Here is a 13,252-nt window from a genome sequence, read left to right as displayed (position 1 = left end):
GACGCCGCACCGCGCGTGTGCAGAATGATCGCGAGGGGTCGATGAGTTCTGGCGGGACCCGCGGTCATACCTGTGGTTGATGCGACGAGGCCGCGGCAGCGGCAGGGAAGCGTCGGCCGAAGCGTTGAGAACCTGGACCGATGCACCGATACGCCGATACAGCGAGGAATCCGAAAATGCGCACTCTGATCAGCACGGCCTTCGTCTCGCTCGACGGTGTCATGGAGGCCCCGGGCGGCGAGCCCGGCTACCGCAACTCCGGGTGGACCTTCAAGGACATCGAGTTCCTGCCGGAGGCGTACGAGATCAAGGGCCGGGAGCAGAAGGAGGCCACCGCCCTGATGATGGGCCGCGCCAGCTACGAGGCGTTCAGCCCGGTGTGGCCCGACATGGAGGAGTTCGCCGATTACAAGGTGATGCCGAAGTACGTCGTCTCCAGCACCCTCACCGAGGACAAGCTGGTGTCCAACTGGGCCGAGACGACGATCCTGCGCTCACTCGACGACGTCGCCGCCCTCAAGGAGACCGAGGGCGGCCCGATCATCGTGCACGGCAGCGCCACCTTGAACCGCAACCTCTCCGACGCCGGCCTGATCGACCGCTACCACCTGCTCGTCTTCCCGTTCCTGCTCGGCGCCGGCAAGCGGCTGTTCAGCGACACCGACAAGGACGCCCAGAAGCTGCAGCTCGTCGAGCACGCGGCGTACGCCAACGGCATCCAGCTGAACGTCCTCGACGTACTCCGCTGACCAGCCGCTCCGCGGCGGTCAGGCCAAGGCCCGGACCGCCGCGAGCGCCCTGTCCGCGTGCGCGCTCATCCGGAACTCGCTGCGCACCACCTCGACGACCCGGCGCTGCGCGTCGATGACGAACGTCGCCCGCTTCGTCGGCAGCACGGCGAGCCCGCGCGCCACCCCGAAGCGGCCGCGTACGACGCCCTCCGGGTCCGAGAGCAGCGGGAAGCCGAGGGAGTGCTTCTCGGCGAACTCCTGCTGCCGTGCCACCTCGTCCGAGCTGATGCCGACCGGCCGCGCGCCCGCTGCCGTGAACTCGGCCGCCAGGTCCCGGAAGTGGCAGGCCTCGGCCGTGCAGCCGGGCGTGAGGGCGGCCGGGTAGAAGAACAGCACCACCGGGCCCTCGGCGAGGAGGCCGGAGAGCGAGGTGGGCCGCCCCTGCTCGTCCGGGAGCGTGAAGTCCTCGACCACCGAGCCGACTTCGACCCGCTGTCCGCGCCGTCCGCCCTGTGCGCGCGGTTCGCTCTGTTCGTCCTGTCCGTCCTGTCCGTCCTGTCCGTTCGCTCCGCTCATACGGCGCCCTCCTCGGACCGGGCCACGCTGTGCGCCCACAGGACCAGCGGCGCCTGCAGCGGCACGCGCGCGTACGCGATGTTCCGCAGCGGCGCCGGGCGCTTCCGCCAGTCCACCGCCATCTGCAGATTGGCGGGCAGCACCCCGACGAAGAACGCGGCGGCCGCCTTCGCGGTCACCCTGCGGGTACGCGGCGCGGCCACGCCCGCGGCGAGCGCCAGCTCCACGGCGCCGCTCGCGTACGTCCAGGCCCGCGGCGAACCGGGCAGCGCCCGCGGCACGAGGGCGTCGAACGCCTTCGGCGCGGCGAAGTGCACGGCGCCCGCACCGGCGAGCAGACCCGCCAGGAGCAGCGGGGAACGGGACGTTCCGGTTCTTCCGGGAGTTCGGGGCGTACGCACAGGGGCCTCCGAGGCAGGGGGAACGGCGGGGCGGGACGGGATGCGCAGAGTGCCGCCGCGCCGCGATGTTACTGGAGCGTATAGGTAGCCGTCGACGGCAGGCCCGCAGGACCGGTCACGGGCACGCCCGCACCGCTCAGCACCCCGGCCCCTGCGCACAGCCCCTGCAGCAGGTCGCCGCCCGAACTGTGGCCGACGGCGAGCAGGGCGGTGACCGGGGGAGCGAGGTCGGCGCCGGTGGCGGCGGCGTGGAGGACGCGCGCCGCCTGGTCGATGCAGTGCCCGGCGGCCGCATGGCGGAGGAGGGCCGCCGAGACGAGCGGCGTACGGGACCCGGCGTGCGCCGCCAGGGAGACCAACTCGGCCAGCCAGGAGGGTGGTTGGCGGGCCGTGTGGGCGGCGAGGAGCAGGCCGCAGAGGAAGTCGTCGCCGGACGGAGTGAGGCCGGGGCCGAGGCCGAGGAGGGCGGTCGCAGCCGAGCGTACGACCGGTGACGGAGCGTCCGGCAGGGCGCGCGTCAGGGCGGTGGCCGCGGGCCTGACCTCCGGCGGGAGCGGGCGCGGCGGCGTGAGACGGGCCAGGGTGGCCAGAGCCGGTCCGGGCGGGGGGGGGGGGGGGGGGGGGGGGGGGGCGGCGCGCCCCCCCCCCCCCCCCGGCGCGCCCCCCCCCCGCCGCCCCCCCCCCCCCCCCCCCCCCCCCCCCCCCCCCCCCCCCCCCCCGCCCTCTGGGCCCGCGGCGCGCCCGGCCCCCCCCCCGCCCCGCCGGGTGGGGGGGGGGGGCGGGCCCGCCCCCCCCCCCCCCCCCCCCCCCCCCCAGGCCCGGTTCGGCCCTGCCCGGCTCTGCCCTGCCCTGCCCGGCGGCACGCTCAGCCCTGCGTCGCCCACCACTCCTTGAGCGCCGACACGGCCGCGTCCCGCTCCATCGGCCCGTTCTCCAGGCGCAGTTCGAGCAGGAACTTGTACGCCTGGCCGATCACCGGGCCCGGTCCGACACCCAGGATCTCCATGATCTCGTTGCCGTCGAGGGCCGGGCGGATGGCGTCCAGCTCCTCCTGCTCCTGCAGCCGCGCGATCCGCTCCTCCAGCCCGTCGTACGCCCGCGAGAGCGCGCTCGCCTTGCGCTTGTTGCGCGTCGTGCAGTCGGAGCGGGTGAGCTTGTGCAGCCGGGTCAGCTGCGGGCCCGCGTCGCGTACGTAACGCCGTACCGCGGAATCCGTCCACTCGCCCGTGCCGTACCCGTGGAAGCGCAGGTGCAGCTCGACGAGACGCGAGACGTCCTTCACGAGCTCGTTCGAGTACTTGAGCGCCGTCATGCGCTTCTTCGTCATCTTGGCGCCGACCACCTCGTGGTGGTGGAAGGAGACCCGGCCGTCCTTCTCGAAGCGCCGCGTCCTCGGCTTGCCGATGTCGTGAAGGAGCGCCGCGATCCGCAGGGTGAGGTCCGGCTCCCCCTCCTCCAGGGCGATGGCCTGCTCCAGAACGATCAGAGAGTGCTCGTAGACGTCCTTGTGCCGGTGGTGCTCGTCGCTCTCCAGGCGCAGCGCGGGCAGCTCCGGCAGGACGTGGTCGGCGAGGCCGGTGTCGACGAGCAGGGTGAGGCCCTTGCGCGGGTACGCGGAGAGCACCAGCTTGTTGAGCTCGTCCCGGACGCGTTCGGCCGAGACGATCTCCAGACGGTCCGCCATGGCGTTCATCGCCGCGACCACCTCGGGTGCCACCTCGAAGTCCAGCTGCGCGGCGAACCTGGCGGCCCGCATCATCCGCAGCGGGTCGTCCGAGAAGGACTCCTGGGGCGTGCTCGGCGTGCGCAGCACGCGCGCGGCGAGGTCGTCGAGGCCGCCGTGCGGGTCGATGAACTCCTTCTCGGGCAGGGCCACGGCCATCGCGTTGACGGTGAAGTCCCGGCGCACCAGGTCCTGCTCGATGGAGTCGCCGTAGGACACCTCGGGCTTGCGCGAGGTGCGGTCGTACGCCTCGGAGCGGTACGTCGTGACCTCGATCTGGAACTCCTGGCCGTCCTCTCCGACGCGTGCCCGCTTCTGGCAGCCCACCGTGCCGAAGGCGATCCCGACCTCCCACACCGCGTCCGCCCAGGGCCGGACGATCTTCAGTACGTCCTCGGGGCGGGCATCGGTCGTGAAGTCCAGGTCGTTGCCGAGCCGGCCGAGCAGCGCGTCCCGCACCGAGCCGCCGACGAGGGCGAGCGAGAACCCGGCCGCGCGGAAGCGTTCGGCGAGCTCGTCGGCGACGGGGGACACGCGCAGCAGCTCGCTCACCGCGCGGCGCTGCACCTGGCTGAGGGCACTGGAGTTGTCTTCATTGGCGTTCGGCACAACAGAAGAGGGTACGGGGCCTGAGCTGCGGCAGCTTCCCCGTTTCCGTCGGCCCGCCCCGGCCTCCCAGCACGGCCGCCCCGTTCCGCACGCACCCCGGCACTCAGGCACAGCGCGCCTCGTTACCATGCGGGGACGCAAACGCGGGGACGCACATGCGGGGACCCGCAACGCGGGGACGCACATGCGGACGACCACTGACGACTACGACGAGGGACGGGCGAGCGCGTGGCCGAGGCGGCAGACTTCCAGGGGATGACTCCCTCACCTGCCCGCCGGTGGATCCGGCGTACGGCGGCCCTCCTCGCGGGGACGCCGCTGCTCGCCGGTCTGCTGCAGCTCCCGGCCGCCGCCCCGGCGGGCGCCGCGCCCGCGGCCCCCTCGGCCCCGGCGGCTCCTTCCTCCACCGGCTCCGTCGACGTCTCCGTGGACGGCATGTCGCCGAGCGCGCCCACGGACGACGACACCGTCACGGTCTCCGGCACGATCACCAACGAGGGCCGCCGGACCGTCACGGACGCCCATGTCGGCCTCCGCGTCGGCCCGACCCTGCACAACCGCTCCGCCATCGACAACGTGACCAAGCGGTCCGACTCGCTGCAAGGGCCGCTCGGCCGCGAGGTCGCCGGCAAGGACGGCAAGTACACCGCCGAGTTCGACAAGCTCGCCCCCGGCGTCTCCCAGGAGTTCCAGCTCTCCGTCCCGGTCGAGGAGCTCGACCTCTCCGCCGACGGCGTCTACCAGCTGGGCGTCGCCCTCACCGGCCGCAGTGCCGCCCAGCCGTATGCGCAGGTGCTCGGCGTCGAGCGGACCTTCCTGCCCTGGCAGTCGGAGGCTCCGGAGGAGAAGACGAAGGTCAGCTTCCTCTGGCCGCTGATCTCCACCTCGCACCTCACCGCCGAGACCGCCTCCGACGAGCAGCAGACCCCGGTCTTCGCCGACGACCAGCTCGCCGAGGAGGTCGCCCCCGGCGGCCGCCTGGAGCAGATGCTGTCGCTCGGCAAGAACCTGCCGGTGACCTGGGTCATCGACCCGGACCTGCTCGCCTCCCTCGACGCGATGGTCACCAAGGGCTACAGCATCGAGAACCCGGAGGGCGGCAACCCGATCCCGGGCTCGGCCAAGAACCGCGCCCTGGCCAAGCAGTGGCTCAACGAGCTGCAGCAGGCCGTCAAGGGCAAGAAGGTCGTCGCGCTGCCGTTCGCCGACCCGGACCTGGCCTCACTCGCGCACCAGGGCAAGACGGTCGGCGGTTCGCTGAGCCATCTGAAGCCCGCCACGGACGTCGCCGCCAAAACCGTGAAGTCCGTCCTGCACGTCGAACCGAGCACGGACTTCGCCTGGCCCGCCGAGGGCGCGGTCGACCCGTCCGTCGTGGACGTCGCCACCTCGGCCGGCGCACACTCGGTGATCGCCCGCAGCGACAGCCTCCGCGAGACGGGCAGCCTGCCGTACACCCCGACCGCGGCCCGCCCGATCGGCGGCGGCACGACGGCCGTGGTCGCGGACGCCGGACTGTCGACCGCGTTCCAGGGCGACATGACGCGCGCAGAGGACTCCACGCTCGCGGTGCAGGAGTTCCTGGCCCAGAGCCAGATGATCACGCTGCAGGCCCCGGACAAGCAGCGCAGCGTCGTCGTAGCCCCGCAGCGCATGCCCACCGCCAGCCAGGCCCAGACGATGGCCAGGGCCCTGGACGCCCTCGGCTCGGAGAGCTGGACCGAGCCGGACGACCTGATCGCCGCCGCCCAGGCCAAGCCCGACCCGAAGGCCACGACGAAGGTGCCGGGCGTCGGCTCGTACCCCGCGAGCCTGCGCAAGCAGGAGCTGCCGAAGGCGGCCTTCGAGTCGGTCCGCACCACGCAGGAGACCCTCAACCGCTTCAAGGTGATCCTCAGCGAACCGGACCGGGTGGTCACGCCGTTCGGCCGGGCCATGGACCGCGAGCTGTCCACGTCCTGGCGCGGCCGACCGCACGAAGCGGAGACGTACCGCAACAGCGTGCAGCGCTACCTCACGACGCTCACCGGCCAGGTCCAGCTGATCGAGAAGACCGAGGCGAAGCTCTCCGGCCGCGAGGCGACCATCCCGATCACCGTCCAGAACAACCTGGTCCAGGGCGCCGAGAACCTGACGCTCCGCCTCACCTCCACCAAGCCGACCCGACTCAAGATCGGCGAGGAGCCGGGCCCGTACGAGGAACAGCCGATCAAGGTCTCCGGCGGCCACAGCCAGACCGTGAAGTTCACCACCACGGCCAACGCCAACGGCCCGGTCCCGGTCGTCGCCCAGCTCTACACCGAGGACGGCACGCCGTACGGCAAGCAGATCCGCTTCGACGTCGACGTCACCGAGATCACCCTGACCGTGATGCTGGTCCTCGCGGGCGGCCTCCTGCTGCTCGTCCTCGCCGGCTTCCGCATGTACACCCAGCGCAAGGCCGCCGCCCGCCGCGCCGAGGCCGAGGAGGAGGCGGAGGCCGAGGAGGAGGCCGAGGCCGAGGCGGAGAACGGCGAGGGCCAGGGCGACGACGGCGAGAACGGCGGGACCAGCGGGACCGGCGGGACCGGCGGCGGTCAGGACGACGGCGGCGGTCAGGACGACGGCGGCGACAGCCCCGAGCCCGGCGCGTCCGACAGCCCCGAGCCCCGCCCGTCCGGCCCCGAGCAGCCGAGTGACCCGGCACCGGACACCGCACCGGAAAACACCGACCCGTCCGGCACGGGTGAGAGAGTGGACCGTTGAGCGATGACGTGGCCACTGGGGCCGCGGGACCGATGAGGTGGGGTAAGCATGAATGCGCCGTACGACGGTGACCGCGGCCAGGGCGCGGGCGGCGGCGAACCCGCGGGCGGGCACGTACCCCCGCAGCCGCCCACGCCGGACATGTACGTCGAGGACGCCTACGCCCAGGACCCGTACCGCGCGCAGGACCTCTCCGCCCAGGACCCGGTGACCGAGGCCCTCTACGACCGCGCCTCGCACCCGCCGCCGCCCCCGGGCACGTACGCGGACCCGCAGTCCCTGTACGACCGGCCCCACCCGCCGCAGAACGCCCCCGACCCGCAGGTCTGGGCGCAGACCCCGGCCCCGGAGCCGGACGGCCCGTCCCGTCATCTGCCGTACGGCGACGACATCCGCACCACGCAGTTCGTCGGCGTCGACGACCTGGTCAGCCGGGCCGCCGAGGAGCGCCACGAGCCGGACGCGTTCGCTCACCTGTTCCGGGACCAGCAGCCGGGTTACCGCGAGCAGCGGCCGGATCACCCCGATCACCAGGCGGGTTTCCGCGAGCAGCAGCCCGGCGGCTCCCACGCTCAGGGCGAGACCCCGCCCGCGGTGCCCGCCCCGGCGGCGCCGCCGGTTCCGGGCGCGCCGTCGAGCGCCCCTGAACCCGCGGCCCCTGTCCCTGCCCCCGCCCCCGCCCCCGCCGCAGCGCCGAAGAAGTCCGGCAAGGCCGCGGGCCTGCTGAAGTCGAGCGCGGTGATGGCGGCGGGCACGATGGTGTCGCGGCTCACCGGTTTCATCCGGTCCGCGCTGATCGTCTCGGCGCTCGGCGTCGGCCTGCTCGGCGACACCTTCCAGGTCGCCTACCAGCTGCCCACGATGATCTACATCCTCACGGTGGGCGGCGGTCTCAACTCGGTCTTCGTCCCGCAGCTGGTGCGGGCCATGAAGGAGGACGAGGACGGCGGTGAGGCCTACGCCAACCGTCTGCTGACCCTCGTCATGGTCGCCCTCGGGGCGCTCACCGTCCTCGCGATCGTCGCGGCCCCGCTGCTGATCCGGGCGCTGTCCACCTCGGTCGCCGACGATCCGGCCGCCAACGAGGTCGGCGTCACGTTCGTCCGCTACTTCCTGCCCTCGATCTTCTTCATGGGCATCCACGTCGTGATGGGCCAGATCCTCAACGCCCGCGGGAAGTTCGGCGCGATGATGTGGACCCCGGTCCTGAACAACATCGTCATCATCGTCACGCTCGGCCTGTTCATCTGGGTGTACGGCTCGGCCGCGACCTCCGGCATGGAGGTCGGCACGATCCCGCCGGAGGGCGAGCGGCTCCTCGGCATCGGTGTGCTCCTGGGCCTGGTCGTCCAGGCGCTGGCGATGATCCCGTACCTGCGGGAGACCGGCTTCCGGCTGCGGCCGCGGTTCGACTGGAAGGGCCACGGCCTCGGCAAGGCGGCGATGCTCGCCAAGTGGACGATGCTGTTCGTGCTCGCCAACCAGGCCGGCGCGCTCGTCGTGACCCAGCTGTCCACCGCGGCCGGCAAGGACTCCGCCGTCGACGGCACCGGCTTCGCCGCGTACGCCAACGCCCAGCTGATCTGGGGTCTGCCGCAGGCCATCATCACGGTCTCCCTGATGGCCGCGCTGCTGCCGCGGCTCTCCCGCTCCGCGCACGAGAACGACACCGGCGCGGTGCGCGACGACATCTCGCAGGGCCTGCGCACCACGTCCGTCGCGATCGTCCCGATCGCCTTCGGCTTCGTGGCCCTCGGCATCCCGATGTGCACGATGATCTTCGGCTCCTCGGGCACCGCCGAAGCCACGAACATGGGGTACATGCTGATGGCCTTCGGCCTCGGCCTGATCCCGTACTCCGTCCAGTACGTCGTTCTGCGCGCCTTCTACGCGTACGAAGACACCCGCACGCCCTTCTACAACACCGTCATCGTCGCGGTGGTCAACGCCGGGGCCTCCGCCCTCTGCTTCTTCGTGCTGCCGGCCCGCTGGGCGGTCGTGGGCATGGCCGCCTCGTACGGCATCGCGTACGCGATCGGCGTGGGCGTCGCCTGGCGGAGGCTGCGCGCCCGCCTCGGCGGCGACCTGGACGGCTCGCACGTGCTGCGCACCTACGCCCGCCTCGGCATCGCCTCGGTCCCGGCCACACTCGCCGCTGGTGGGGCCGCGTACGCGATCACTCAGGGCCTGGGCCAGGGTGTCGGCGGCTCGCTGGCCGCGCTCTTCGGCGGTGCCGTGGTGCTGTTCGGGGTCTTCTTCCTGGCCGCCCGCCGCATGCGCATCCAGGAGCTGAACGCGCTCGTCGGCATGGTCCGGGGTCGGCTCGGCCGCTGATCCGACGCTTTCCCTCAGGTTCCGCACAACCATCCCCGGCCATCGCGTGTCGTGGATAGCGGCAGACTGTGGGCACAATTGGCTTTGGCGTCGGACAGCGTGCATCGGATGGGGAGGCAGGAACGACGGTGGCGGAACGGAGCACTGCCGTCGACGTGGCAGCAGGGGGCGACGACGAGTCGCTGACCGCCAAGGCGGACCAGGCCACGGCCGACGAGGCGGCGGGGAGCCGAGAGACGACGGCGGCCGAGGGCGACCAGCCGTCCGGCGACGACGCGGCGGACATCGCGAAACCGCAGGCCAGCCAGCCGGAGACGCCGCAGGCCGACCGGCAGGAGAAGCCCCAAGCCACCCAACCGGAAGAGCCGCTGGCCAACCAGCCGCAGGCCAACCAGCCGCAGGCCGACCAGCCGGAAGCCGTCCAACCGGAGAAACCGCAGGCCGTCCAGGCCGCTCAACCGGAGAAGCCGCAGGCCGCGCCGCCCGAGTTGCACAGCGGCCATAAGCTCGCGCGCCGCTACCGCCTGGAGGAGTGCGTCACCCGTCTGGACGGTTTCAGCAGCTGGCGCGCGGTCGACGAGAAGCTGCGCCGCGCCGTCGGCGTACATCTGCTTCCGGCCGATCATCCGCGCGCCCGCAGCGTCCTCTCCGCCGCCCGTTCCTCCGCGCTGCTCGGCGACCCGCGCTTCGTGCAGGTCCTCGACGCGGTCGAGGAGAACGACCTCGTGTACGTGGTGCACGAGTGGCTGCCCGACGCCACCGAGCTGACCGCACTGCTCGCCGCCGGCCCACTGGAGGCGCACGACGCGTACCAGCTCGTCACCCAGGTCTCGCAGGCCATGACCGCCGCGCACCGCGAGGGCCTGGCCCATCTGCGGCTCACGCCCAGCGCGGTGCTGCGCAGCTCCTCCGGCCAGTACCGCATCCGCGGCCTCGCCGTGAACGCCGCGCTGCGCGGCATCAGCAGCGACACCCCGCAGCGCACGGACACGGAGTCGATCGGCGCCCTCCTGTACGCCTCGCTGACCCAGCGCTGGCCGTACGAGGAGGACGCGTACGGCCTGTCCGGGCTGCCCAAGGACATCGGCCTGATCGCACCGGACCAGGTGCGTGCGGGCGTTCACCGGGGCCTGTCCGAGCTCGCGATGCGCGCCCTGGTCAACGACGGCGCGACGGCGTCCCGGCAGGACCGGCCGTGTGCCACCCCGGAGGACCTGTCCAAGGCGGTCTCGGAGATGCCCCGCATCCGCCCGCCGGAGCCCTCGTTCACGGCGCCGCCCGAGTACCAGCGGACCACATACCAGCAGGGCACGTACGGCCGCTCCACCCCAGCGGCCCCGCGCCCGCAGCCGATGCCGGCCGCACCGCCCGCACCGCTGCAGAGCCGCACCGGCAAGGCCCTGAAGTGGGCCGTCTCCGCGCTGCTGATCGCGGCGCTCGGACTGGGCAGCTGGCAGCTCGCGGACGCCCTGATGGAGCGCGACCGGCCCACCGGCCCCGGCACCTCGCAGCCCGGCGGTGACAGTCAGGCCAAGCCCGCCGCAGGCAAGCCGCTCAAGATCAGCGATGCGTACGAGTTCGCCCCCAGCGGCACCGGCATCAAGGAGCAGGACGTCCCGCATGCCATCGACGGCTCCACCGGCACCGCCTGGATCACGCCCCAGTACAAGGGCTACGCGAACTTCGGCAACCTGCCGAACCGTCGGCAGGGCAGCGGGATAGTCGTCGACCTCGGCAGCGTCCAGAACGTCACCGGATTCGACATCGCCATGTACCGCGCGGGGCAGAAGGCGGAGGTGCTGGCCGCACCCGAGGACGCCTCACGGCCCGCGTCCCTCGCCGAGTTCTCCAAGGAACTCGGCAAGCTCGGCGAGGCCGGGGAACGCCTGCGGAAGACCCTCGACGAACCGGTGCGCACCCGGTACCTGCTGGTGCACATCACCTCCCTGCCGACCGACGGTTCGGCGCAACTCTTCCGGGGCGGGATCTCCGAGATCAAGGTCCTGGGGACGGCCCGCGAGAAAGCGGCGGCAGGCGAGGCCGACCGTTCGTAATCGACCGTACGTAATCGACCGCACGTAATCGGCCGTGTGCGATTGGCAGCACGTAGTCGGCGGTAGGTAATCCCGATACGCTGAGCCCTCGGCCGAGGTAGGGGGAGCAGGTGCAGGCGGAGGACATCTCAGGAGTCCCTGACGCGACGCTCCTGGCCCGCCATGTCGACGGGGACCCCGACGCCTTCGGCGAGCTCGTACGCCGACACCGCGACCGGCTCTGGGCGGTGGCGCTGCGCACCCTCGGGGACCGGGAGGAAGCCGCGGACGCGGTGCAGGACGCGCTGGTGTCCGCCTATCGCGCCGCCCACACCTTCCGCGGCCAGTCGGCGGTCACGACCTGGCTGCACCGGATCACCGTCAACGCCTGCCTCGACCGGGCACGCAAGGCCGCTTCCCGGAAGACCTCCCCCGTCGACGACACGGAACGCCTGGAGCAGCTCCTCGAACCGCACGAGTCGGCCTCCGCGCCGGCCGAGCGGCACGACCTCCACCGGCAGCTCATCGAGGCGCTCGGCACGCTTCCGCCGGACCAGCGGGCCGCGCTCGTCCTCGTCGACATGCAGGGCTACCCCGTGGCCGAGGCCGCGGCGGTGCTCGGCGTTCCCACCGGCACCGTGAAGAGCCGCTGCGCCCGCGGCAGAGCCCGCCTGCTCCCGCTGCTCAGCCACCTCCGCGCGGAGGGCTCGGGCGCACAGGGAAGAGCCCGGGCCGGTACGACGGAGAAGAACCACGGCGCCGGAAGGAACCGGACGCAGGAGACATCCGTCCCACCGGCAGCACCAGCGCACGACGCGAGGACACAAGGCACCGATCCAGGCGACTCAGCAGCCGTGAAAGGCGGAGGTGGGCGAGCGTGACAGCCACGACCGGCGCGGCCGAGCACCCGGACGTGTCGGAACTCTCCGATCTCACCGAGGGCCTGCTCCCGCCGTCCCGTACGAGCGAGGTACGCGGCCACGTGGACGGCTGCGAGCTCTGTGCCGACGTGCTCGACTCGCTCACGGAGATCCGCGGTCTGCTCGGCACACTGCCCGGCCCGCCGCAGATGCCGGACGACGTCGCAGGACGGATCGACGCGGCGCTGGCGGCCGAGGCACTGCTCGACGCAACTCGTCCTGAGGAGCGGGCAGTCGGGGTTCCTCACGCCATCGGGGTTCCTGACTCCGTCGAAGTTCCTGACTCCGTCGATGTTCCTGACTCCGTCGATGTTCCTGACTCCGTCGAAGTTCCGGCGGCGCTCGCTGAGCGGTCGGCCGGGCCGGATGTTTCACGGGAAACCGAGCCTCGTGTTTCCAGCGATGTTTCACGTGAAACGGCGAGCCCCGCTTCGTCGGGTGGCGCGGGCGGTGCGGGCAGTGCGGGCGGCTCAGGCGCCCCGGATCGGCCCGGCGGGCATCCCCGTGCCGCGACCGGGCCCGGCCGTCGGCCGGGGGGACCTCGCCGACGGCGCCGCACCATCGCCGGGGCCGTGCTCGGCGCCGTCGCCACGGTCGCCGCGATCGGCCTGGGCGCCCTGATGCTCCAGCCCGGCGACCACAGCGACTCCGGCCCTAGCAGCGCAGCGGACACCGCCGGGACCCAGACCTTCTCCGGGAGCGCACTCGACGACCAGGTCTCCTCGATGCTCGCCGAGGACAAGGCCGAGGAAGAGAGCGCCGCCCCGGAAGCCTCGAAGCCCTCGTTCAGTACGGAGTCCAACACCAGGTCGCCCGACGAGGACAACCGGCGCTCGCCCAAGACCAACGCACCGATGCGCGGCGGCGACGCCGACGTACCGCAGTGCATCGCGCTCGGCGTCGGCGAGGACGCCCCACCGCTCGCCGCCAAGCGGGGCACGTACGACGGCAAGGCCGCCTATCTGGTCGTGCTGCCCGACACCACGGACGGCTCGCGCGTCACCGCGTACGTCGTCGATGCGTCCTGCGTCGACACCGCCTCCGGCGGCAAGGGCGAGGTGCTGGTCTCCCACTCGTACCCGCGTCCCTGAGACGGCGACGCCCCTTTGTCCTCCGTACACCCTCGCCGTGCGCACGAACACACCATGTGCGCGGACACAGCGGGAATGCTCGCCCCGTA

The 13,252-nt window shown here is 72.5% G+C and carries 10 protein-coding genes; 6 read left to right on the top strand and 4 right to left on the bottom strand.

What is annotated here, in order from left to right; translation table 11 throughout:
* Window positions 1-176: 176 nt before the first annotated feature.
* Entirely contained in the window at window positions 177-749 is a 573-nt protein-coding gene (locus tag QIS99_RS01340) for a dihydrofolate reductase family protein (RefSeq protein ID WP_282509477.1), read from the top strand.
* An 18-nt stretch (window positions 750-767) separates the two neighbouring features.
* On the opposite strand, the gene QIS99_RS01335 is transcribed toward QIS99_RS01340, so the two are convergent.
* The 4 genes from QIS99_RS01335 to QIS99_RS01320 form a co-directional block, all read right to left on the bottom strand.
* A complete protein-coding gene (locus tag QIS99_RS01335; RefSeq protein WP_282509475.1) occupies window positions 768-1,307 on the bottom strand; it encodes a peroxiredoxin in 540 nt (179 codons plus the stop codon).
* A complete protein-coding gene (locus QIS99_RS01330) occupies window positions 1,304-1,708 on the bottom strand; it encodes a DoxX family protein (RefSeq protein ID WP_282509473.1) in 405 nt (134 codons plus the stop codon). Before QIS99_RS01330 ends, QIS99_RS01335 begins: the two co-directional genes overlap by 4 nt.
* Window positions 1,709-1,776: 68 nt before the next feature.
* Window positions 1,777-2,571 carry a DUF2877 domain-containing protein gene (locus tag QIS99_RS01325; RefSeq protein WP_282509898.1) on the bottom strand — a complete coding sequence of 265 codons (795 nt, stop codon included), beginning with the start codon at window positions 2,569-2,571 and terminating at the stop codon, window positions 1,777-1,779.
* Between the two features lie 2 nt (window positions 2,572-2,573).
* Entirely contained in the window at window positions 2,574-4,040 is a 1,467-nt protein-coding gene (locus QIS99_RS01320) for a CCA tRNA nucleotidyltransferase (RefSeq protein ID WP_282509471.1), read from the bottom strand.
* 228 nt (window positions 4,041-4,268) lie between these two features.
* Here QIS99_RS01320 and QIS99_RS01315 point away from each other — a divergent pair, with 228 nt between their 5' ends.
* The 5 genes from QIS99_RS01315 (at window position 4,269) to QIS99_RS01295 (ending at window position 13,163) form a co-directional block, all read left to right on the top strand.
* Window positions 4,269-6,785, top strand: coding sequence for a DUF6049 family protein (locus QIS99_RS01315; protein WP_282509469.1), 2,517 nt, complete (start codon window positions 4,269-4,271; stop codon window positions 6,783-6,785).
* Between the two features lie 48 nt (window positions 6,786-6,833).
* Window positions 6,834-9,119, top strand: coding sequence for a murein biosynthesis integral membrane protein MurJ (gene murJ / locus QIS99_RS01310; protein ID WP_282509467.1), 2,286 nt, complete (start codon window positions 6,834-6,836; stop codon window positions 9,117-9,119).
* 128 nt (window positions 9,120-9,247) lie between these two features.
* On the top strand, window positions 9,248-11,173 hold the full coding sequence (locus QIS99_RS01305; RefSeq protein WP_282509465.1) for a protein kinase family protein: 1,926 nt from the start codon (window positions 9,248-9,250) through the stop codon (window positions 11,171-11,173).
* A 110-nt stretch (window positions 11,174-11,283) separates the two neighbouring features.
* Window positions 11,284-12,033: an RNA polymerase sigma factor SigM gene (gene sigM, locus QIS99_RS01300; protein WP_282509463.1), complete on the top strand. Its 750-nt coding sequence runs from the start codon at window positions 11,284-11,286 to the stop codon at window positions 12,031-12,033.
* Window positions 12,030-13,163, top strand: coding sequence for an anti-sigma factor (locus QIS99_RS01295; protein WP_282509462.1), 1,134 nt, complete (start codon window positions 12,030-12,032; stop codon window positions 13,161-13,163). Before sigM ends, QIS99_RS01295 begins: the two co-directional genes overlap by 4 nt.
* Window positions 13,164-13,252 lie beyond the last annotated feature (89 nt).

The organism is Streptomyces solicavernae, from assembly GCF_029968095.1.
In the GTDB taxonomy this organism is placed as follows: Bacteria; Actinomycetota; Actinomycetes; order Streptomycetales; family Streptomycetaceae; genus Streptomyces; species Streptomyces solicavernae.
Note: the sequence above shows the minus strand (reverse complement) of the source record. Positions and strands in the feature narration are given on the sequence as shown.

Bases quoted from the DNA above. Each gene is read 5' to 3' on its own strand.
- QIS99_RS01340 (WP_282509477.1), top strand. From the start codon at position 177: ATGCGCACTCTGATCAGCACGGCCTTCGTCTCGCTCGACGGTGTCATG.
- murJ (WP_282509467.1), top strand. From the start codon at position 6,834: ATGAATGCGCCGTACGACGGTGACCGCGGCCAGGGCGCGGGCGGCGGC.
- QIS99_RS01335 (WP_282509475.1), bottom strand. From the start codon at position 1,307: ATGAGCGGAGCGAACGGACAGGACGGACAGGACGGACAGGACGAACAG.